21 protein-coding genes are annotated in these 22,305 nt (G+C 64.0%); 17 read left to right on the top strand and 4 right to left on the bottom strand.

Annotated features, from left to right (window positions below; all coding sequences use genetic code 11):
• The first annotated feature begins 708 nt into the window (after positions 1–708).
• From GRZ55_RS10985 to GRZ55_RS10940, 10 genes are all read left to right on the top strand, one after another.
• Positions 709–918, top strand: coding sequence for a hypothetical protein (locus tag GRZ55_RS10985; RefSeq protein WP_169286947.1), 210 nt, complete (start codon positions 709–711; stop codon positions 916–918).
• Positions 915–1,253, top strand: a complete 339-nt coding sequence (locus GRZ55_RS10980) for a DUF2958 domain-containing protein (protein ID WP_169286946.1) — start codon at positions 915–917, stop codon at positions 1,251–1,253. The genes GRZ55_RS10985 and GRZ55_RS10980 overlap by 4 nt, the downstream gene beginning before the upstream one ends.
• A 905-nt stretch (positions 1,254–2,158) precedes the next feature.
• Positions 2,159–3,226 carry a hypothetical protein gene (locus GRZ55_RS10975; RefSeq protein ID WP_210257308.1) on the top strand — a complete coding sequence of 356 codons (1,068 nt, stop codon included), beginning with the start codon at positions 2,159–2,161 and terminating at the stop codon, positions 3,224–3,226.
• Between the two features lie 771 nt (positions 3,227–3,997).
• A complete protein-coding gene (locus GRZ55_RS10970; protein WP_169286945.1) occupies positions 3,998–4,570 on the top strand; it encodes a hypothetical protein in 573 nt (190 codons plus the stop codon).
• 406 nt (positions 4,571–4,976) lie between these two features.
• Positions 4,977–5,222 (top strand): hypothetical protein, encoded by a 246-nt coding sequence (locus GRZ55_RS10965; protein WP_169286944.1) that lies wholly within the window; start codon positions 4,977–4,979, stop codon positions 5,220–5,222.
• Positions 5,223–5,231: 9 nt separating this feature from the next.
• Entirely contained in the window at positions 5,232–5,576 is a 345-nt protein-coding gene (mobC, locus tag GRZ55_RS23770) for a plasmid mobilization relaxosome protein MobC (protein ID WP_169286943.1), read from the top strand.
• Between the two features lie 837 nt (positions 5,577–6,413).
• Positions 6,414–6,659 (top strand): hypothetical protein, encoded by a 246-nt coding sequence (locus tag GRZ55_RS10955; protein ID WP_169286942.1) that lies wholly within the window; start codon positions 6,414–6,416, stop codon positions 6,657–6,659.
• A 646-nt stretch (positions 6,660–7,305) separates the two neighbouring features.
• Positions 7,306–7,677, top strand: a complete 372-nt coding sequence (locus GRZ55_RS10950; RefSeq protein WP_169286941.1) for a hypothetical protein — start codon at positions 7,306–7,308, stop codon at positions 7,675–7,677.
• A gap of 158 nt (positions 7,678–7,835) precedes the next feature.
• Positions 7,836–9,977: a helix-turn-helix transcriptional regulator gene (locus GRZ55_RS10945; RefSeq protein WP_169286940.1), complete on the top strand. Its 2,142-nt coding sequence runs from the start codon at positions 7,836–7,838 to the stop codon at positions 9,975–9,977.
• Between the two features lie 495 nt (positions 9,978–10,472).
• On the top strand, positions 10,473–11,675 hold the full coding sequence (locus GRZ55_RS10940) for a site-specific integrase (protein WP_169286939.1): 1,203 nt from the start codon (positions 10,473–10,475) through the stop codon (positions 11,673–11,675).
• 219 nt (positions 11,676–11,894) lie between these two features.
• Here the strand turns inward: GRZ55_RS10940 and GRZ55_RS10935 are convergent, their stop codons facing one another.
• Positions 11,895–12,089 carry a hypothetical protein gene (locus tag GRZ55_RS10935; protein WP_210257307.1) on the bottom strand — a complete coding sequence of 65 codons (195 nt, stop codon included), beginning with the start codon at positions 12,087–12,089 and terminating at the stop codon, positions 11,895–11,897.
• A complete protein-coding gene (locus GRZ55_RS10930) occupies positions 12,086–12,544 on the bottom strand; it encodes a hypothetical protein (protein WP_169286937.1) in 459 nt (152 codons plus the stop codon). The genes GRZ55_RS10935 and GRZ55_RS10930 overlap by 4 nt, the downstream gene beginning before the upstream one ends.
• Positions 12,545–12,729: 185 nt before the next feature.
• Here GRZ55_RS10930 and GRZ55_RS10925 point away from each other — a divergent pair, with 185 nt between their 5' ends.
• From GRZ55_RS10925 to GRZ55_RS10900, 6 genes are all read left to right on the top strand, one after another.
• Complete coding sequence (locus tag GRZ55_RS10925) at positions 12,730–13,575, top strand: hypothetical protein (RefSeq protein WP_169286936.1); 846 nt, start codon at positions 12,730–12,732, stop codon at positions 13,573–13,575.
• Positions 13,576–13,864: 289 nt separating this feature from the next.
• Positions 13,865–14,725: a hypothetical protein gene (locus tag GRZ55_RS10920; protein WP_169286935.1), complete on the top strand. Its 861-nt coding sequence runs from the start codon at positions 13,865–13,867 to the stop codon at positions 14,723–14,725.
• A gap of 318 nt (positions 14,726–15,043) precedes the next feature.
• Complete coding sequence (locus GRZ55_RS10915) at positions 15,044–15,727, top strand: hypothetical protein (protein ID WP_169286934.1); 684 nt, start codon at positions 15,044–15,046, stop codon at positions 15,725–15,727.
• A gap of 11 nt (positions 15,728–15,738) precedes the next feature.
• The gene (locus GRZ55_RS10910; protein ID WP_169286933.1) at positions 15,739–16,821 is read left to right on the top strand and encodes a hypothetical protein; all 1,083 of its coding nucleotides are present in this window, start codon (positions 15,739–15,741) and stop codon (positions 16,819–16,821) included.
• A 296-nt stretch (positions 16,822–17,117) separates the two neighbouring features.
• A complete protein-coding gene (locus GRZ55_RS10905) occupies positions 17,118–17,555 on the top strand; it encodes a hypothetical protein (protein WP_169286932.1) in 438 nt (145 codons plus the stop codon).
• Between the two features lie 1,973 nt (positions 17,556–19,528).
• Positions 19,529–20,023, top strand: coding sequence for a hypothetical protein (locus GRZ55_RS10900; protein WP_169286931.1), 495 nt, complete (start codon positions 19,529–19,531; stop codon positions 20,021–20,023).
• Here GRZ55_RS10900 and GRZ55_RS10895 read toward each other — a convergent pair.
• Together GRZ55_RS10895 and GRZ55_RS10890 are read right to left on the bottom strand one after the other, a co-directional pair.
• A complete protein-coding gene (locus GRZ55_RS10895) occupies positions 20,008–20,178 on the bottom strand; it encodes a hypothetical protein (protein ID WP_169286930.1) in 171 nt (56 codons plus the stop codon). The two genes, GRZ55_RS10900 and GRZ55_RS10895, sit on opposite strands and share 16 nt — an antisense overlap.
• Positions 20,179–20,329: 151 nt before the next feature.
• Positions 20,330–20,821, bottom strand: coding sequence for a DUF3489 domain-containing protein (locus tag GRZ55_RS10890; RefSeq protein WP_169286929.1), 492 nt, complete (start codon positions 20,819–20,821; stop codon positions 20,330–20,332).
• 197 nt (positions 20,822–21,018) lie between these two features.
• Here GRZ55_RS10890 and GRZ55_RS10885 point away from each other — a divergent pair, with 197 nt between their 5' ends.
• Positions 21,019–22,263 carry a hypothetical protein gene (locus tag GRZ55_RS10885; protein WP_169286928.1) on the top strand — a complete coding sequence of 415 codons (1,245 nt, stop codon included), beginning with the start codon at positions 21,019–21,021 and terminating at the stop codon, positions 22,261–22,263.
• The last annotated feature ends 42 nt before the right edge of the window (positions 22,264–22,305 follow it).

The following is a 22,305-nucleotide window of genomic DNA, read 5'->3' as shown; positions in this document are numbered from 1 at the left end:
TTATGGTCGAGCAAAATCAGTTTGTCGAGTGCCGGTCCGTGTCGCAAGCACGCATCCCCAGCTTGTCCTTCAATCGAGTGGCGGACCATAGGCTAGCACGATTCGCGTCAAAAACCGTTTGAGTACGACCGTTTTCGCCTGCCTGGGCGTCACCTTTGAGCCAGACGCGACCAGGCGCTTATTGCCTACGAATGGCGGCTTTCCCCATATCGAGGCCAGAAGGCGAACATTCCGTTCACAACTCCAGTTCTGTCGGATGGGCGATGTGGACGAACGGCATCAGGCTTCGGGTGACGCCAGGTGCATTCCGAACGGCGACAATGGGGTCGGCAGCAGAAGTTCATTCGGGACACTCTGAGTCTATCGATCCCGCTGCATCCTGACGAGGTGAAGCCATCCTCCCAATTTCGACCGCAGCCCTCGCGGCCTTCGTGCCGGACGTGATCGACCTCGGATTAGTCGTAGAAGCGTTGCCCTGCACAATTTCGTCGGCCGGAGCCCTTTCTCATCGTTAGCTTGTCCTTCGGTGCCATACCTCCCGCACTTGAGGCCGCACGAAGCCGTTTCCTCCACACCTGTTACGGCAGACGCGCCGCTTACGCTCATGACCAAGCGCGAGCGCGCCTGCGGCGGTCAGCTTGCGTCCCTTTCCTGCCGTGAATGGCTTCTGGAACGGCTGCAATGGTGCGGCCGATGATGGAGGCCAGGATGGCAAGCAAAGAACCCACTTCGGCACGTCCGAAGGAACCACCCACCCACGGCGTATTCGTCGTCGAGGGCGACGGCAAGGATGCCTTCTGGACCCGGATCGGCGGCGCGTGGGCGCACCGCGACGGACAAGGCTTCAACCTAACCCTGGCGGCCTTACCTCTCTCCGGACGTCTCGTCGTCCGCGCGAACAAGGGGGGCGAACAATGATCCCCGCCCCGCTTCGCGCCCGCCTTCTCGCCAACGGCCGGAAAACGGCTGCCGGAATGGAGATCGATCCCTATCCCGTCGTGAAGGTTTTCGCGCCGGGAGGCTCCGCAACCTGGTTGCTCACCGAACTCGACCCCGACGAGCCCGACCGCGCATTCGGCCTTGCCGATCTCGGGCTCGGAATGCCTGAGCTCGGCTATGTCAGCATCTCCGAACTGAAGGCCTGCCGGACCAGGCTGGGGCTGCTCCTTGAAGTCGATCGGTATTTCGTCGCCCGACAGCGGCTTTCGGAATGCGCCAGCGATGCGCGAGCCCACGGTCGGATCGTCGCCTGACACGATGGCGTTCCGAAGCATCGGTCGTCGGAGCGATCTGGCGGCCGACCTTGTGCCGGATCAGCAGATCGACGTCTTACAGCCGTGACCCTGAACCCATGCCGGGTCGAGAATCGCGCTGTATGAGGCTGTAGACGGGAGAACTAATTCCTATTCCGGCCGATTGAGCCAATTTCGGGCCATTCGGCCCAAACACGCCATGGGCTCTTCGTCGGAGGCAGGCGGCCCCGTGCCCCGCTTCGCGGCGCTATGCTGACACTCCTTCGGCTGCCTGGTTAACCGATCTCAGAGTCGCGAATTTCCCCAGCCGGGCCGCGCCATTGGTCCGAATGATCGGACGCGGCCCCGGCTGTTCCTTATGCGCTGCTCTTTTTTTCTGGCCGGCCCCGGCCGGCGCTGGACGCCTGCTTCCCGGCGCCGTCCAATTGAATACGCGGCCCATCATCGGGAAGGGGTTCCCTCCGGGCCGCGTGTTCAGTCTGGAGTTCCATCGTGATGAACGGCCACGCACAGGTCAATATTTCCCACCGCGAGGGCGCGTGAGCACGGCGACAACCGGCCGCCACCTCCCCCCGACGCCCCCTTCTACCCCTCAGACCAAAAATGTTGACGACCCCGTCCGCCATTTCGAAACGCGGTGGGCAGAGGAACGCTGGCTGCGCGACGTCATGTCCGAGTGGACGAGCGAGCCTGGCCGGCGCGCCGACCGGGAGAGTGCCGAGTTCTTTCGGGGGCGCGCCGAAGTCAGGCGCGAGCTGATCCGCCGTCGGCTGGAGGTCGGGTTCGAGTGCCACGGAGAGGAGATCGGAGGGCGTTGGCGCAAGCCATTCGTTGAAGAGGGTTTGCGCTCGGAGACGAGCCATGTGCTCCGACGCATCGTGCAGCTTGTACCCAAGGCCTCACGGATGGCGACCGGCCGCTCGAAGGACATCCTGCGGTCCACGGATTCAAAGCTTCTGGGACTGGACGAACCCTATGTTGTCCTCAACGGCAAGGTGCGAGGCGTTTTCCGGCTCGATCTCGATCTTACGTTCTGGTCTTGGGAAGCGTTGCGCTCTCAGGTCGCGCAGCTTCCACTCCCATGCCTGCCGCACGCGGCCATCGCGTTCGAGCTGCCAGACGGCAGCGTGGAGCGGCCTCACCTTCTCTATCTTCTCCCCTACGGTTCCGAAGTCTGGTTCGATCCGGACGATGACCGCTGCCGCAGGGACATCATGGGATTTTGGCGTGGTGTGCACGCGGGCATGTGCAAAACGTTCCTCCCGCTCGGAGCCGATCCTGGCGCCCTGTCCAACCCCATGCGGATCAAGTGCCCCTTGTCGCCGTTCTGGACCGTGAAGCTCTGGAACGAGTCCCACTTCCCCGATCTCTCTGAATGGGCCGGCTGGGTCGACACTGGCGCAACGCGCGACAGCATCATTCGGGAAAGCGCCGCCGCTCTTTCCGGTGTCGAACGCCGCGCCTCCAACGCCCTTTTCACGACATTCCAGGAGTGGGCCTATGGGTCGCTGCGCGAAATGCACGGTGCCGGAGAGAGCGCATATGTGAGCGCCATCCTGAGGAAGGACCAGGATGCACTGGCGGAAATGCTGTTCGACCGCCTGGTCGGGCAAGCCAGCAAGGTGGCTGACAAGTCGAAGCAGGCCCAGGCGATCCTCTATCGGGTCGTGACTTACGCGGCGGATCACTGGGACCCATCGCGCGCATCTCGCGACGGAACACGAGACCGACGTGCCTGCGCTGCGGACGTCGAGGGGATCGTCGGGGTACGCGACCGGCAAATCGTGGGCGCGCGCTACGCGGCGCAGTTGCGTGGCAAGCGCAGCCTGGAAAGGCTCGTCACCGCCATGCGCGAAGCAACGAGGGAAGGCCGCGAACTGACGAAGTCAGGAATGGCAGTCAGGGCCGACCTGTCTCGGCCGACCGTGCACAAGCACTGGCGCGAAGCCCTTGCCCAACTGAGGCAGGTGTAAAGATCGGTGTATAGATAAAAAGGAAGCCAGTCTCCCGCCCCACGCAAATGCCAGAATGGGCGGGCTTTTCCTGATTTGGGCCAAATCTGGGGTTGTTGGCTCGATCAGATGAACCCACCAAGCGAAAGACGATCCATCCCCACCTTCCTGCAGCGCCGCTCGTCGGCCCTCGAGCTGGCGGAACTGTAGCGGAAGGAGTTTGCACGCCTAGCCGGGCAACCGCCGAATGGTTGCCGTAACCGCCAGCAGCGGATACGAGGCCCACTGCGCGACAGCGTGCGATGGTGCCCGCCTGTATCCAGGACCCATGGTAGGCTAGCCGCTTCCGCCAGCCAGAAGGCCTCAATGCGTAACGGACATGTCCGTTACGGTCGTGGTAGACGATATGCTGAATCTGAGCGATGAACGGGGCCTTCCAGAGGCGTGGACAGCAGGTCGAGAACCGTGATGCGGTTCGCCTCGCCCATACTGGGCGAGGCCATCTTTTGCCGGGGTGTCCACCGAAGCAATTCCACAGATCAGTAAAATCCGACCCAACAGCGTAAGCATCCGTTCATGGGGTCGCGGCTAGCTTCGCGTCAACTGAGCCGGCCGCAACAGCATGCGGTCCACCCACGGCGCGAGACGCGAAAGGAGGCACATCATGACGACTATCGCGACATGCAGCGCTCCTTTCGTACCATCCGGCCGACCCACGGGGTTTGTGTCCCCCTTTGCGCCTGGAAAGGGCCCCTCCTGGCGAGGGGTGTTCCAGCCACAAGGAGGCACATCATGTCAGAAAAACTTTCCCATCTGCTCAGTTCTGTCGCACGCCTGATCGAAGCAAGGTCAGGGTCTATCGGAAAGTACGCTCTGGAGGAGAGGCTTGAATTATGGGTGAGTGCCCATGACTCTGGCATCGACGTTCTCTACCTCGACCCTACGAGCGGGGAACCGCTCGCGGAGAAGACCTACGTCCACGGCAAGAGGGCGCTGCTTGCAATCCGGTCGAAGCTGGCCAGGCTCGGGATCTTCACCGAGGAGGCTTGCGTCGTGGAGGATGATGTCTCTGACTCCCGCCATTGCGAGGGGAGCAACGACAATCGTCGTCAGGTCGTTGCAGACAGGGCTCCCGTCGAATCCCGCTGGCGCAAGGTGCCCGTAGCGTTCGTGCAGCAGACGTCGCGGTCGCGGGCCGGCTGCGAAGTCGTCGGCGAGGTCGGCGAGCTTCCGGAGGGCGGGTTCGAGGCGAAGGTGACGTTCGAGGGCCGCACGCGGACCTGGGAATTCGATACCGAGTGGGAGGCCAAGAACTTTGTTCTGGTCATGCTCGATCATCTCCTGGAGTGGGCGTCGGCAGCCTGACGTTTCCACGAACGGCGCCGAAAAGGGCGGGCGGCCTGTTGGCCGCCCGCCCTTTCTTTTGGCCATGAATGGAGCGGCTCTGTCGGAATTTCTGCCATGGCGGACTGCCCCCGAGATTTCGTCTGGGGCCGCAACTGGCCGTCGAAATTCGCTCCTGGACCGCCTAATAGGAATTCGTTCTCCCGTTTAGAAGCCCATACAGACGCAAGTCTGACCCCTCCCATATGCGGATACCCTGGCATCGGGGTCGATTCCGGCATCATGGGCCCTTGCCCCCGTTTCCGCCGGCAAGCACGCTTGAAGGGTGAGCCAGCAATGGCAGGTGCTACGCCCTGCCGCTGACCAGGGGAGGCATTCCCTCCCCGTGGACCCCACCCCGCCACAGGCGGCTGACAGGAGAACGGACATGGAAGACTGGAATGGAATGACCAATGACCAGATTCTCATCGGCTGCCTCGCGGGCACCAATCTGGCTCGCTGGGAGGGCGACCGCGAACGGATGCTTGCTTACCAGCGGCGGGCACTTGGCGTGCTCCGGACAATGGCGACCGAGGAACCCGAACTCCGCGGATACTATCTGCGGCTGGCCGCCGGTCATGCCATCCAATGGGGCATCACCCTCGATGGTGACCCGCTGCCAGCGGGAACCTGAGGAAGCAGCATGCCCAGCGCGACGTCGACAACGAGCTTCCGCCTCTCTGGCAGCGAGCGTGCCGCCCTTGATGCCGCCGCCGCGTCGGCAGGGCTGGGCCCGTCATCCTTTGTCCGGCGCGCGGTAATGGCCGCCTGTGGCCAGACGGCTACCGTGCGCCAACGCCCAGATGGGCTGGCGCGTGCCGTGGGCCGGGCACTGGGGGACCTCGGCCGCATCGGCAACAATCTCAATCAGCTGGCGCGCGCGGGGAATCGGGGGTGCCCTGTTCCGGATGAGGCAGTGAATGGATGCCGTCATGAACTGGCGCGCCTGACCGCTGCCGTGCTCGCCCTGCGGGAGCCACCGAGATGATTGTCTCTACGACACGGCACGGGCGCACCCGTCGCGATACGCGGTATCTGCTTAAGCACCTTGGGCGTCAGGAAGGCCAGCGGGCCCGCGTCGTGCATATCGCAGCGCCGGTTTCCGACGAAGTAGAGGCGCTCCGTTACATGGAGGCGCTTCGCGACGGATCCCAGGCCAAGGTCGCCTATCACCACATATCGTTGTCACCTTCCGCGCCCCTGACCGACGCGCAACGCGACGAGGCCGTGGAGCGGGTCCTCGCGGCGATGGGTGCCCAGGATCATGCCCATGTCCTTTGGGAGCATGCCGGGAAGACCCGACGTGGGCGCGACGTGGACACACACTACCACCTGGTCCTGTCACACGTCGGGCCCGATGGCAGGGCGCTGAAAGACGGCCACAGCTTCGTCCGGCTGGGAGCCGCCGCGCGGGCGATGGAACATGACTGGGGTCACGACCTGACCCAGGTCCGCAGCGTGGCCGCCATCGCCGACGAACTCGATCGCATGGGTCGTCCCGATGTCGCGGCGCGGGTCAGGGGCGAAGCCATGCCCAAACCTCCGCGCGCGGCCATGTCCAGCCGGCAGAGGGCGAGGGCCGAAAGACTTGGAGTTTCCCTTCCCGACGTACGCGTCACGGTGCGGCAGGCGTGGGAAGCAAGCGACAGCGCGGACGCCCTTCGCGCCGCCCTTGCAGAAGCCGGACTCGGTGTCGCGCGCGGCGACAAGCCGGGCGTGTGGATCGTCACGGGCCCAGATGGTGCGGCGCTGGGCGCGCTGGACCGACTGGCCGGCCAGCGTCGCCGCGCGGTGCAGGCACGCATGCAGCAGGAGGCACCCGACCATGCAGGACCAGACACCACCACCACCCGCCATGCGCGCCCTCAGAGCGACCTACGATCAGGCCCGAGGGAGCCGGGAGGCGGCCGAGGCACTGCGACCGCTCCTGTCGCTCCTCGACCCGACGCAGTTAGGCGAAGGGAGCGCACTGGACGAGGTGACGGAGCTGCTGTCGACCATCGTCCAGACGCAGCTGGAAACCCTGCGAGCCATCGAGGTCCTGTCCGACAGGCTGGACGAGCGGAGCTAGCCGCCGCCGGTGCGATGTCGAGCCATGGTCCCAGGCTCTTCGGAATTCGAAGGATCTCACCTCGCAGCCGAGCGCATCTGGCGATCGATGCGAGAAGGCTGGCCCGCGTCGACCTCAACGAGATCCTCCGCCTGGCCGAAGAGGCGGGACGGAGAGCGGCCGAACTGATCGCCCACATGGTCCAGGGCTGGGACGAGGCGGCAGCGCTGCGGGCCCGGATGCGGGCCGTTTCGGGCAGTCCGTCAACAAAACGTCGCGCTGGAAGGCCCATACAGCGCGATTCTCAAGCGGACCCGACCCACGACCCGTCGGAAACCGCGACGTTTATCGGGCCACGCAGATGAAGGGGGAGATGATGGAAAACGGTTCGAAGAACCAAAAGACGAAGCGCAGGAGCTGTCTGGACATCTGGCGCCATCGCCGCCGGCGCATCCGGAGGATCGATCCTGCGGCATCGACGGCGCTGCAGCTGCTGCTCATCATCCTGATCCTTGTAGGACGCGCACCAGTCGTTCCGGACTGGTGGCCCTGGAAGGTGGCGGCCCTTCCACTTCCGCCCCGCGACGACCGGTGCGCCCAGCAGGCAGAGAGGGAGCGCGGAGAGGGTGGCAGCGGCATCATACAGCTCAGGTCAAGAGCGCCCAGGATGCATGGCCGCTATCGGTCAGCCCCGTCCTACAGACGGCTTGTGGCGGACCTCCGTCGACCGGCTGCACGTGCCGAGGCTCTCGACGTCCTGAGGCGACGGCTCGCGCTGCCCGCTGCCGCGCACGGCTGGCTTGACGAAATCAGCGACAATCACGACTGGGCCGTGCTTGCGACCTGCGCTCCGCCCGGGAAGATCGACGCGGATGCCGAAATAGCGCTGCTCCGATCCGCGCTGGGCTGGCTGGAGGCGCAGCAGCAGGAAGAGGATCGTTCGACCGACAGCCGGGAAGCAGGCGGGGATGGTAAGGGGGGCAAGGATTTCCGTCCGCCAGATGGCGACGATCCCCAAAAGGGTGCGCACGCACCCTGACCATGCCAATGGGCACGTCCAAGTCTGTCAGCCAGTACTGTTGGATCGGCATTTCGGGGCGCGGCGAGATCCATCCGCAGCTCATCGGCAGATTTTGCTTGCATTCATTCGCTATCTGAATATATTCAGAAACCGAATGAATAACGTGAGGATATGCCGTGGATACCGAAGTGGGTGAGTTGTTGTCGCTTGTGAGATCGCAATCCGACAAGACGCAGAAGCAGGTCGCGGATGCCATGAAGGCGAACCAGACCAAGATCTCTCGAATTGAGGCTGGCGGGGGCGATACAGTTGATGTAGCGGCCTATCTCGATGCTATCGGTACCTCCGAGGCGCAACGTCTGAAGGAGCTCCTCTCCATCGAGTGGGTCCACATCCCAAGGCCGTCGCTCCGCCATCCCGATCTGGATGCACTTATTGAGATCGAACACGGTTTGGCCACGGTTCGGACCTTTCTTGCCGATGAGACGGTTCCAAGCACCCTAGCTAACCAGGCCGCCTTGCTCGATAAGCGACTGGAAAGTGCTGGACAATTCCTCCTCTCGGTCGACCACGATGTCGTCTATGTCGGAGAGATCGGTGTCGGTAAGACGACAGCTGTGTGCCGCCAGACTGGCCTCGTTCTTGATGAGGCCACTGCTAGCGATCTCAAGGGCATGCTGCTTGACACCGGCGGCGGTCGAACGACGATCTGCGACGTTCGCGTCGTAACCGGAGATCGCTTCTCGATGGCGATCGAGGCAGTGCCAGACGAAGAAATATATCGGCTCGTCGCCGAGATGGGACGGGGCATCTACGAGAAGGTATCTGGCGAGGCCGGTGACGCGTCGGTCGAATTCAAGCCGCCAGAGGAAGTCGAGCGTGCTCTACGCAATATGGCCAGTTTGCCGCGGCCTCCGCGTGCCAGGAGAGGTGTGGCCCCGGCAGCTGATCCGGCCATCGAGTTGGCGCAGACTTTCGGAAGCCGCGAGGGGTTTGTCACGGAACTGGGATCGCGCCTAGGTCTGTGGCGCCGCAAACGAAAGACCCTTGAGTTTGAAGGCATCGATCCGCAGGCCGGACGTCGGTGGTTGAAATCCACGTTCATGGCAATCAACAATGGGCGTCAGGATGACGTGTCTTTGCCAGCGCGGGTGACCGTGACCGTGCCGTTCTCTCTTCTGTCCGATGCACGTCTAGCCATCTCAGTGGTTGACACCCGAGGTGTCGATGGAAGCGCGGTCCGCCCCGACATCCTTGACCATATCAAGAATCCACGTGCCGTGAACATCCTGTGCTCGAAGTGGGGCAGTGCCCCGGACCCGAGCGCCCAGGCTCTGCTAGAGCATGTCACGGAGACCCACGCAGACCCCACCCTGTTGAGCCGCGCCGTTGTACTGGCTTTGGCCCGGGCTGGTGATGCCTTATCAATGCGTCACGACTCTGGCGAGGCGGCACAGGATGTGCACGAAGGATACGATATCAAGCTCGGCCAGGTCGACGATGCCTTGACCAAAGTGGGGCTGAACGGCGTAGAAGCATTCGCCTACGATGCGAGCGTTGACGACCCCTCCGCGCTGTCTGATTTCGTCCTAGGTCGTATCCGTGCCGTCCGCCAAGCACAGGCTGAGGCGGCCAGAGCGACGGTCGCGGCTATCAAGCAAATGATCGAGAACAGGGCTGAGGCTGAGACCATGGCCGCGTTGGCAGAGGTCAGTGCCACCCTTGAACGCTTCGCAGACCGCAGTCAGGTCCTCCCGAAGAAACGACGCGGCGCCCACGAACGGCTTCTTGCCGCCGTAACAACGAACCATGCGCGCACCGTCTGGGCCGCGACATTGCGGAACGGCCGATTTTGGAACTTCAACGCCTTCCAGTATCTGGGCGACGGCGCGGCCGGTGTGGCGAAGGCGCAGTCCAAGACCGTGCTTGATTCGCTCTGCGCCATTATCGATTCCGACATGGATAATCCCGAATACACCTCTGCACGGAGCTTTTTGGAACAGGTGCGGGCTGATGCGCAAAGCTGGGAGGCCGACTTCGTCAACGCGGTGCGCCACCAAGCCTCGGCCGTCTATCTCCAACCGCTGAGCCGTGATCAGGCGCTCTGGGATGCCTGTGAGGATGACTACGGACGCGGCGTGCGCAACTACCGCGAAGGTGTTGCGAAACTTCTAAGGCAGTGGTTCGATGACCATCCCGAGCTGAGCGAGGAACTGGACAGACGCGTTGCCCGGGCGTGGGAGACAACTTTCATCGACCGTCTTCGCAAGGCGGCCGGACAGAGCGAGGATGTGTCGCATGGCGCCGACGGGGCTTGAGTCCAGAGTATATGGGCCGGCATCTTGCCGGCCCTCTCGGCATTTCGACGTTAGTTCGATTGTCCCGCGCTAATTCGACCATCTCGAACACCTCTTGTTCTCTTGACAGCAGTTGATCGCGGCGCGTTCCTTGATGACACGCGACCAGGACGCGAAAGGCTTGGAAAGGGGTCACATCAGTGGTACACAACCCGCCTGCAATGCGGTTGTAGAACCCTAGAATTCAGGGCTTCTGAGCATTGAGCGGAAGAGTCCCCCCCTCTCCGCCACCCTTACCTGCCCTGGAATGTTGGACATGCCGCTGTCCTGCGGGGTTGCGCCCTCAAATCCATCATTCCCGCCACTTCTCGCAGCCACCTCAACGGCCTGGCAGCGCTGATATTTACATCAACCCCGGAACGCTGCGGTAATGCGGCTCTGCTATTAGGCACGTGGATTGGCACGTGGACTTGGTGGGCGCCTCAGCCCATGGTCCGTGCGGAAGGGAGAAGGGCGATGGCGAAGCAGGTGCTGTCAGCGCGACGTGTCGATGCGCTGGCGAAGGTGCAGGGCACACATCGGGTTGACCAGAACCTGTATCTTCAGGTTCGCCCGGACGGGACGTGCTCGTGGGCGTTCCGGTACATGCGCGACGGCCGCAAGCGGTCGCTCGGCCTGGGCGCGCGGCGCGACGTCTCGTACGACGAGGCGAGAGCCTCAGCGGCCGAACTACGAGCCAAGCTCTGGCGCGGCATCGACATTGCGGCCGAGCGCAAGCAAGCACGCGACGAGCGCCGCAAGGCCAGGCCATCCCCATCGACCACTGTTCCTTCGTTCGACTGGTGCGCCGCGCAATTCATCGCTGCTCATGAGGCGAGCTGGAAGTCCGAGCCGCATCGACGGCAGTGGCGTCAGACGCTGGCCGACTACGCCAGCCCAGTGTTCGGGAGCAAGCCGGTCGACCAGGTTGAGGTCGAGGACGTCTTCGAAGCGCTGGAAGAGGTTTGGTACGAGAAGCCTGAGACGGCGGGGAGACTGCGCGGGCGCATAGCCAAGGTCCTCGACTGGGCCAAGTCAAGGAAGTTTCGCTCAGGCGACAATCCTGCCGCGAAGGATGGTCCGCTCCTCCACCTCCTCCCGCCGCTGTCGAGCTTCCAGGTCATCGAAAACCATCCCTACGTACCCTGGGAGGAGATGCCTGAGTTCTTCGGGCGGCTGCGCAAGGAGGAATATCCTGCTGCTAGGGTCCTGCAGCTCGTTATCCTGACTGGCGCCCGCAGCGGCGAGGCCAGAGGCGCGCTGTGGGAGGAGTTCGACATGGACCAGCGCATCTGGACCATCCCGCCTCATAGGATGAAGACCAAGCGCATCCACCATTCGATGCTTGCCGACGTGACCATCGAGTTGGTGCAGGCTCAGCCGCGCACAGAGGAGCTGGTCTTCCCCGGTGGGAATCCGGGAGAGCCTCTGAGCTACAACGCACTGAACAAGTGCGTGAAGAAACTCCGCGCTGGGCAGGCACACGCCACCGTCCACGGCATGCGAACGTCGTTCCGCACCTGGGCAAGCGAGGTTGCGAAGGCGCCACGGGAGATTGCGGAGCTGGCCATCTCACATGACATCCGAGGCAAGGTGGAGCGGATATATGACAAGTCTTACCGTCGCGACGAACGCCAGGAACTAATGCAGCGATGGGCGGACTATCTGATGGGGCGCTGAGCAGCCCTTCCTTGCCGCCTGTCGCGCCCGTGTGCGGCAGTATCGCCTTCAGGTGGCACACCGACCGCTTCCGGCCTACCGAACAGCGATACTGGCGCTGTGGCCGAGCAGAACCTCGCGCCTCGGGCACCCGCCCGGCCTGCTCGGCCACAGGCGCGATACGCGAACGGATACGGCCGAGGAGTCGCCTCCCCGGCCGCACCATGCACCATCCTCGGTCTAGGCGTCGATGGTGGGTTGTCGGGACTCTTCCCATGCATCGAGGGCATCTTGGCCGAGCGGCAGGAATGCCCGCCAGCTGAATTCATCGAAGTCCTCAAGCTCGTCCAGCGTCAGCTTGCCAATCCTCCGCATGAACTCTCGATCAACATCGGGGCCGACCAGCACCCGCTTCATTGTTCGCACCATACTCATTTCGAACCTCCGAGCGCCTTGGCTGGCAGATGCATCAGTCGTCGCGTCATGGCCTCGTCCGCCCGCCACGCACTCAACGCATGTCTATCCATGGGGCAGCCCTGATGGATGCACCACGCCGCGAGAGAGGTCTGCTCGCGCGGGGTCAAGTCTGGTAGCGCATCCAGCGGGATGACAGCGGGCGTGAAGCGACAGGGGAACGTTCTCGCCCGGTGGTGGTGGTCGGCCTGCCACGCTTCGAACACGGCGAGGCTCGGCTCCACGCCGTTGCCCGCGAGCCACCGTTCCCATGCCTGTCGTGGCCGGATAGGGAGGGCGAGGACGCGGCGATGTAGTTCAACCTCTGGGGCGAGCGGTTGTGGCTCCTCGGCCCGATGCCTGGGGCGTGAGGGGATGTACGGTCTGGGCGGCGCCTTCGGCTTGAGGCCCAGCATGAGGCGGATGGTGTTCAGCATGGTGGTGGTTCTCCCTGTTGAGTTGGGAGCTGCACTCACGCTTGAAGGTTCGAAGGCTGGAAGTCGTTCTAGAACAATGGGTTAACGACACCGAGGAGGGCGCTAACCACACCTCGTTGATGGCGGTGGACTACCTCCGCACGGCAAGTCCTTGTCGGCTCCCTGGCATATGAGGAGGTTCGACGATGGCAGCACCGCACCCTGATGATTGGCCGAGCCTACCAGGCTCGCGGCTGGAGGCAGTCGCGGCGGGTGAGCCGTTCTTCTATCCCGAAGGGACTTGCAAGCATGGGCACGTGTCGGTGTGGCGGGTGACGAGGAAGGGCAAGGGACAGCAGTGCATGGGGTGTGCGCGCGAGAGCGACCGCAAGCGCTGCGCCGACCCGGAAGTCCGCGCGGCCGAGAACGCCCGCGTCCGCGAGTGGTACGCCAGCAACGCCAGCGTCCCTGAATGGCGCGAGGCCCGGAACGCCAGTGCACGAGCGCGCCTCGCCATCCCCGAGAACCGCGAGGCCGATAACGCCCGCATCCACAAGCTTGCTGAGACCGGATACTTCCGCGAGTACGGCGCAGCATGGCGCAAGGCCAACCCCGGCCTCGCCAAACAGCACGCGCGGCGCAACCGTCACCGCACCCCGCCATGGCTCACCGACGCCGAGCGCGCAGCCATCGTCGCCATCTACGATTCCTGCCCGCCCAGCCATCACGTCGACCACATCATCGGGCTAAAGAGTAAGCCAATCGCCGGGCTCCACGTACCTCAGAACCTGTGCCACCTACCCGGCCCGGAGAACCAATCCAAAGGCAACAGGCTCAACTTGACGCCCGTAGAGATGGTCGAGTGCATCGCCCGAGGCATGGCGGTCTGGGCTGACCACACCGACAACGTCCCGCGCCGCTACAAGGTCCCCTGCTGGGAGAAGGTCGCCTATGCCAATCCATCGGGCGAGGTCGATATCCCTCCGATGCCACGTCCGCGCAGGCAGGTGGTGCGCCCGGCCACTGCGAGCGAGGAGACGGTCGAGGCGTAGCGACAGTCCACATGTACCATGTCGCCCACCACCGTCCACCCGACGTCGCGGTCGCGCCCACAGGCCCCGCAACTCCGCCCTTCTCGTCCAGTATCGCTCTCCGACCCCTACAGGGACGCCACTCCATAGCGATACGTGCGTTTCCGCCTCGTAACCCCCTGTAATCGCTGGGGCTTATTCGGCCGAATACGCCACATACCCTCTTCTTCGGGACTGGCAATCATTAGGTAACTATGGGTTAACGCTTGAGCTGAAAGCGAGGTGTGGAATGGCGGTCGATAGAGCATGCATGAACTGCGGTAAGACGTTTCAGGCGAAGCGCAGGGACACTCGCTTCTGCAGCGGTGCCTGTCGCGCCGCGAGCACCCGCGTCTCCACGTCCCGCAGTACCGGCCCGAGCGCGATTCGCTCCATTGCCGTTCCCAACCCCGAGGAGACCCTGGACGTGCTGGTGGCCAGATTGGGCCCGACGCCCGTACCGCCTCCGCAGCCGCTTCGCTGGGAGAAGCTTGACGCGCAGCACATCAAGCTCACTGACGGGGTCCTCGTCAGGATGGACGGTCCAAGCCTGAAGGGCAAGGAGTACCAGACGCCCCGTGCGATTGCGTGGGTCTTCGACAAGGGGATGGACCGGCCGTCATGGCATGCTGCGCACAAGAAGTGGGTCATCGGACCCGCCTGGATGGAAGCGGCCGGGCTGTCGATGGATAGGCCCGGATTGTATGAAGCGAAGATGGTTGCGATGGCCATGGCGACGGGCGACGTCCGGCCGCTCGTTCTCGCCGCTCACCAGTTGGATGACTGCACGGAAGACATGCGCCGCGCACTCGACGGGATGCTGGAGATTCTGGAAGAGCGTGTGACCGAGGATGAAGAGGAGGAGGAGACCGAACTCCCCGAGGTCAACACCGAGGAAATCATGGTCGTCCGGCTGAGCCGCCAGTGGTGCATCGTGGAGGATGGAGGATTCTGGATTCTCCAGCGCCGCATAGGTGATGGCGACCATTGGGAATGGGCCGCACGGATTGACACCAAGCAGGCGCTGCTCGACGTGGTCGACATCCTTGTCGACGATGCTGGCGATGAGGCACTGGCGGTCCTCGAGTTGCTGCCTGAGAATGCCGGTTCTCCGGCCCCTACCCGGCTCTAGCGGCCGGTATCGCTATCTTGACCCTACAGGGACGCCAGTTCAGAGCGATACGTGCGTTTCCGCCTTGTAACCCCCTGTAATCGCGGTGGCTATTTCGGCCGATTCAGCCATGGACCCACTTCTCGCTGACACCGGCCGACGATTCGCGAATCCTCGAACCATTCCTTCCAGCCCGAGGAATGATGCCGGTGGAATCAACCTCGGGGGTAAGCGTGACTCCTCCGTATGGAGCACACGACACATGAATCCCACGCACGCGGCCGACCCCATCCTGGCGCGCTACGCCCGCCAGCCGCGTGGCGCGAGGACCCTGGCCTCATGGAGCAGGCCGTCCTCGAAGCCGAACAGGCCCTCCAGCTGAACCGCGAACACCGTCGCGCAGATCACCTCCTCACCATCGGCCGGGCGGTCGATCACCTGACCCGCATAAAGCAGTCGCTGCCCGCCTACATCCACAGCGCGCTCCGCACCGCCTGGGCTCTCCGCCGTGCCAAGGTCGCTGCGGCTGAGGTCGACGTATGGCTGTTGGTCGAGCCAGGCCGCTGGGGACGTCAGGAGCGGCTGGCCCTGCTTGGCCATCTGCACGCGGTGGCTGATCGGGCTCTGAGCTACGAGGAGTGGTTCGCGATACTGAGCGCCCTCGGCCTGGTGGGCAAGCGCGGGCTCACCGCCCATGCCATCCGAGAGATTCATGGCGTCGTCCTCCACGAGGAATTCCGTGCCGCCGCACGACTGACGGCCGAGGCCGAGGTGGTCGGTCGGCCGCTCTCAATAAGGCAGCTGGCGGACCTGATCGGCGTGTGGCCGCGAACCATCATCGATTGGCGCCAGCGCCCAGAATGGGAGCGGACGCTAGAGGTCGAGCGCCTGGTGGCCGGGAGCGACTCGAACGAGGAAGTCGCTTCACCACCGGGAGACTACACAAGCGCCAGCAACATAAGTCCTAATGCGAGCACTGGAAGACAGCGCGGCTGCGGTCGCACAACGCAACATTGCAAGTGAGGTACTGAATCATGTTCGGACTCAAGACAGCCGCTGCGCCTGACGCGGCACCAACCACCACCCGGCCCAAGGACCGGATTGCATCCTTGCCCGAAGCGGCTCAGCGCCGACTCGGCTGGCTCGCGCAGCGGGCCGATGAACTCGCCGACCTTTCCGAGGGAGCCCACCACGCCACAACCAAGGCGGAAGCTCGGTACCTCGATGCGCGTGCCCTCGTCGAAAGTCTCAAGGAGGCTGCGGCCGAGGAGCGGGCCACACGTAAGGAGGTGAGCGCGGCAACCAAGGCCTCGCTGGCCTCAGCCGAGGAAGCTCTGCCGCGCGCACGGCGTAGCCATGAGCGTGCGATGCAGGCGCAGAGCGAAATCATCCGCCAGCTCCATGCCACGCGCGACCTGCAGGCGGAAGCGAAGCGCTTCGTCAACGGTCATCCTGCGGGAACGCTGGTCGATGCCAGGCCCGAGCTGAAGCTGCCCGCCACGGGCGGCTGCGCGGCCCTCGTCGCGAAGTATCGCTCCGACGCCCTGCGCCTGCGCGAGGATAAGAAGGAGGCGCAGCATGCGCCGCTCTCGGCCGAAGAGGTTAAGGCCAAGGTACGAAGCGAAGTCGAGGCCCTCGCCAGGCGCGGCGCCCCGACCGTCTCGGGCGCGGGCGAACCCTTCATCGATCATGGTGAAGGCCACATCCATCCGCCGAGCGTTGGCATCAGCTGGCCGAAGAAGCGTCTGAACGGCATCACCGACATCACGCCCAGCGTGGTCGACGCGGCCGCGCTGACGGCCTGGTTGTTCAAGGAAAAGTTGATCGAGACCCTCGAGGCCAACATCGACGAGGCCTACGACACCACTGACGGCATCGACGCGCTTGAGCGCCGCAAGCTGGTCCGCGCTCTCGACCGACAGATTGCCGATGTCGAGCGCCTCGAAGCCGAAGCCGTCTGGCAGGCCATCGACTCTGGCGAGGACGTCACGTGGCGAGCGCTGCCCGCCGACGCAGTGCTGGGCCTACGAGTTGACGTTGCGCTGCTCCGCGAAGCGCGGGCGCAGGAGACCGAGGTCAGCGGCGGCGGCGGGCGGCAGATGATCACCGGACATTAGTATTCCTCGCGAGGCGTAGATGAGTTGGTATCGTCTCGCGAGGACGTTGGCCGGTCAGGCCAGAAGCTGACCGGCCGTCACAGCGCAGCGCTCGACGGGCCACATCTTACCCAGCCCCAGATGCGCGCGTGTACCTCCCGGCCGGATGGAGTCGTGTCCTCCCTCCGTCTGGCCGGGAAAGAATAGCAGGCGGGTCGGCAGGGAACATCGACGCGTCTCCTTGTGGCCGGAATCGCCCGTCCTCTCTCAGAGCGGTTCCGGCCACGCCCTATCAACACCACGAAAGGAACAGCATCATGCAGACCGACGAACCACGAATTGCAATCACCGGCTATGCCACTAGCGGCCCGGTCGCCGTCTTCCCGGAAAGCGCGGTGGAGGCTTATCTCGAAGCGACGGCGGCATTCATGACCGACCTCCCAGAGGACGCCACACCTGCCCAGCGCGAAGCGCGCCTCGAGGCAATCATGGCTGCTTACACGAAGCTCGACACCTCGGGCTCGATGGCTGAAGCATCCAGCCTGACTACTCTTCGGGCTTCTGCCGATGGCAAGCGCCTGGAGCCTGCGAAGGCAAAGAGCATGGCCGAGGTATCATCGCGGTATTGGGCGAAGCATGGCACCTGCAAGGCCAACACGGATGATGGCGTCGACCGCTCGATATCTGGTCATGGACCCGGCTACGACACCCTCAAGCGCATCGTCGGCGCGAAGCCTCGTCCGAGGGGGCGCTGAGCCTAGCAGGCCGGGCAGGCGGTCAGTGCTGCTCGGGCTTTGAGGCTGAGGGGACTGCTCGCCCAGCCGACCACTCGCTCTCCCTCACGGAGGCGGGCAAGCTGAAAGCCGAGGAGTTGCTGCTCGATTCCTCAGGAGAGACCGGTTAGCAGAAGCCCGGAGTTCTGCGGAGTCCAGCGCTGGACGGTTTACCGCTGGACTGGCGACTGGACTGCCCCTTTTATGGCCTCCCGGCACCCCTGTCCAATGGACGTGTCCAGTCGAAGGACAGTGACTGGACAAGTAGGCATAGAAGCCCGGAGTTGTGCGGAGTCCAGTCACTTGTCCAATCGCCTATACAATGACGAGCGGAGCATCCTCGGCGCCCCCTGTCCAGTGGGACCCCTGAAGGGGGTCTCCACTGGACAGGGCGGTGCTACCGACTGGACTGGACAGTTGGAATGGTAGAAGAACACTCCAGCGAGGAGCCTTGGCGGACGAGAGCGGGCCGACTGGGCTGTTGCCACTTTGCCTCGTAATGCTGGCAGGCGAGGAAGCAGTACGCGCTCGGCGCCTTAGGGGTCGACCTGGCCGCGCCACCCCGCAGAACCTCGACACGCGCGAGCGCAGCGAGCCGTGACAGAGCTGGGCAGATGATGGGGAGCCAAGGCCTTCGAGGCTGAGAGGCCTCACCCAGGTCGAGGCTCTCGTCTTGAACGGGACCCGGGAACGCCATGGACCCATGAGGGAGGGCGGGAGCCCCGATGTGGGGCTCCGCATGGAGTATTTATTCCCATAACATCATGAGGTGGTTCGGCCGATGGGTCAGTATGGCTGTCCTAGTAAGCAACGACCGTGGCGGCATCCAGCCCGCAGACGATGCAATCGATGCAGTCCGCCCTATCGTCTGTATCCGCGCAACCGCCCAGCCGCTGGGGCTTCGTCTGAATCGGACCATGTGGTGTAAGCTGTCGGGCCCGCGAGGCGATGCTCGCCATACTGATATATGAACCCGGGCGGAGTCCGAGACAACGTCCGCCGCGCGTGGAGGGCCACGCCTTCGGCCACGCGCGGCCACACGGGCGGTATCAGTCGGTGGTGGGGCTGCGGGGCGATATGGCATTGCGAAGAGCGATACGCGGGCAACGGCGCGCGCGCGCTTGGGTGACCTCGTCCGAGGGAACCAGCGCGCTCTTCTACTTCGAGGATTCCTCGGACCAATCTACTGCTTGGACCATGGACCGGACCACGGCTGCCGCGCCCGGACCATGGACCCCCCTTCAAGGGGTCCTTGGTCCGGGGCACAGCGTGCAAGCCCTGAGCACCGTGGTCCCACCGTGGTCCGACCGTGGTCCGCCCAGAGTTCCGGGCTTTCTGCAATCCTGGTCCGCCGTGGTCCGCCGTGGTCCGCTTTGGCCAAACAGGCCCAAATCGGACCAGACCAGGGCATCGGACCACGGTAAAGCGGACCACGGTGAGAACCGCGCAATTCCGGGCTTCTGCTATTCCTCGAGACGAGGGAATTCTGGGCTTATTGCCTGGCTGGCGGGCGGGCTTCCTCGCCGCCAGCGCCACCGCGCGCTCTTCTACTTCACCTCGAAGGCTCGCAGGCCAATGGAGCCAGGCCAGGGGACGCGCGCTCAGGCCAACTGGTGGGCCTTAGTGGCCCACCGTTGGCCTGAGTGCTGCAGCAGGCCCGAGGACCGTTGGCCTCCATATTGGCCTCACCGTTGGCCTCCGCAGGTTTCCGGGCTTCTTGAGAGTACTGGCCAGGCCAACGGAATCTCTGGCCTTTGGGCAAAGGCCAGAGGCCAATGGGCAAAGGCCAGCGGTAAACGGGCCAACGGTGGGAACCGCGCAACTCCGGGCTTCTGCTATTCCTCGCGACGAGAGGATTCTCAGCATCTCGCGCCCACCCGCCAACATGATCAGGGTGGATTTCGTCCCGCCTACCAAGCCAGACTCCTCCTCGCCCCCATGGACGAGGAAACCCGATGGACACCCGCCACCTCCTGGCCCGAGCGGCCGACACCGAGCTGACCTACCCTGAGCGCGCCGCAGCACTCTCAGCCGCAGCGCGCTCATCCCTGCCCGACGACACCTGGCCTGCGCCACCACCAGGCCACGCCTGGCGAGACGGCCGGGTCGTTCTATGCAACTCGATCATCCCGCCCCTCCAGGTGCAAGCGTGCCAGCCCGACGAGATGGCGCCCGAGGTGCCCGTCGCGGCGGAGCCGGTCGAGCAGCCCATCGCGACGGCGCCGAAAGCCGATGAGCCTGAGAGGACCAAGACCGTCCGCCCGCCCAAGCCTGGCTCCAGCGCCGCCCGCATCATCGAGTTGCTGCGCCGCCCACAGGGCGTCTCGGTCGAGGAGGCTGTGGCGGAGCTGGGCTGCAAGCCGATTAGCATCAAGGCGCTGATCAGCATCAACTCGCGCCGTGTCGGAGGCCGGGCCTTATTCGAAGAAGGACGCTACAGGATGAGGTAGGAGGTGTCGCGGTGCGGCCCGAGAAGCCCGGAGATGCGGGGTTCCGTCCAGTATCGCTTTCCGACCCCTACAGGGACGCCAGATTCGAGCGATACGTGCGTTTCCGCCTCATAACCCCCTGATATCTCGCGGCGAATATTGGCCGATTCAGCCATGGACCCGCTTCCTGCGACCTGCGGCCACGAGCGGCCCGCGTGGCGCCGTATCCCAGCCGGGCGGATGGTGGTGGGCCGAGGAGCGGGACCGCCCGTGTGGACGCGACAAGGCCGGGAAGCGCTCCCGGCCCTACGTCATGATGCGCCCGGTCTATCCCTCGCGATAGTAGCGACCGTCGCGGCAGACGACCTTCCAGCCTCGCTTTTTCCTGAGGTGAACGGTAATCAACGCTCGCGCGCTGTGGGGCAGAATTTCGAGGGCCTCGATGATTTCGACGAGCGAGGTGCCGTCAGGTCGGTCGACCATCTCAGCAACCCGCTCGCCCTGTGTCGGCTCTCCTGCGGCGCGGGTGCGCGGAGGTAGCTTTCGGCTAGATGGTCGGCGCGGCGTCTTCGGGGCGTTGGTCGTGGCGGGCTCCTCGGCCTCGACCTTGATGACCTTGGCGTCGACGCCTAGCGTCCCCTCGACCGTGTACCCGGCCGGGGCAACGGGCCAGTCGATGCGGCTCGGCTCGAGGCCATGCTTGGCGACGATGTCGGAAGCGGTCTGCAGGGCCGAAGCGGCCTCGCCGGCCGTGCAGCCGTTGGCTTCAATCTTGGCGACGAGGGCGCGGGCCTTACGGTAGTGGTTGCTGGTGGTCATGGTTGGTCTCCTGTGAGTGCGGTGTCCTGTTACCGCTTGCTTCGAGGAGCAACGCCAGTCGGAAGTGTGGCCATGATGCTAGGTTGGTGGTCTAGGTTAATGTTTGGCCTGAGCAGGGGACGGAGACCTGGTCGGGTATTCCGCAGCGGGCAGATGTGCTACATTTGTTCACGTAGAATCACCGCTGAGGCGACGTCATGGTCGACATATCGAAGTTCCTGCAGCCCACGGAGCAGCTCTCGGACACGCCCGCTTCGCGCTTGATGAAGCATATTGGTGACGCGTCAGCACTCCAGGGTGCGGCAGCTCGTGCAGCACATATGGCTGACGGCGCCCTGCAAGCTCGGACGGCTATTGAGGCAATCGAGCGACAGAGCTTCGGCGCCATCGCGCAGTTTCAAGCGGCAGGGTCACTGGCCGAGGCCGCGAGGATGACGGAGTGGTCGCGCGAATTCAGTCAACTAACGAGCGCGCGCATAGCAGATATCTTCGGTCCAACGCCCAGCGTGGTCCAGGAGATGGCGCGGCTGCAGAGTCGCATCCAAGAAGCCTTCGCGCCGCTGCGCGCCATAGGCGAGCAGGCGAAGTTCGCCACGGGCAGCTTGGCGCTAGCGGCCGGGGGTGCCCTAGTGTCCGAAAGGCTAGCGCTCGCGAGTGGACCATTGGTCACGACTCACTTGAAGGTGGCAGCCTTCGCTGAAGCCACCAGCCTCCTCCGACCCGGCGCGCTCGCGAGCAAGGTTGCCTTCGAATCACTCCTGGGCAGCTACCGCACGAGGATTGACCTCCCTCAATCCTTCTGGCGCCATCGAGAGGTGAGGCGAGAAGTATATCGGGAAGCGGAGGTGGACCAGGGACTTGTCGAGGCCAAGCCAACGGACGTCGTCGAGATATTCATCGACAGTGGTATAGCGGAGGCGGGTCGCCAGCAGGGTGCCCGTGCCGTGGCTGTCTTGAACCTCGGTCCGGTTGAGGTCCACGTCGCCGCGTCTCAGCCCAAGGTCGGCGCCTTCCGGGTGATAGATACCTTCGAGGTATATCTGAGAGAGTTCGTTGCCTGCAGACTGGAAGCCGTGGCGGGCATAGAATGGTTGAAGCACCGCGCTCCCGGCGACCTGTTGCTTGCGACCAAGACGCGGCGGAAGGAGGCGCTACGACGAGGAGAGAGCTTTGCCCCGCTCCACCACTTCCTGCACCTCGGTGAAGTGTGTTCGATCATCCTACGTCGCGATAACTGGGATGCCCTGTTCGGAGAGGTATTCCGCAGGCGTGAACGTCTGCAGGTCGACATTGAGCGGCTGATTGGTATTCGCAATCCGACCATGCACCCTCGGAGCATCGATGCCGTTCAGCTCTTGGAGGTTGTCGCGACAACCGTAAGGCTCCGCAAGGATATTGACCGGGACGGTCCAATCGACGCGGACTGGGAACAGGACTGGTAGAGTTCGATACAGATGCCACATCGCCAGTATCGCAACGAGCAG

The organism is Chelativorans sp. ZYF759 (assembly GCF_012911015.1).
Lineage (GTDB): Bacteria > Pseudomonadota > Alphaproteobacteria > Rhizobiales > Rhizobiaceae > ZYF759.
The sequence above is the reverse complement of the archived record's forward strand: the minus strand, read 5'-3'. Positions and strand labels throughout refer to the sequence as shown.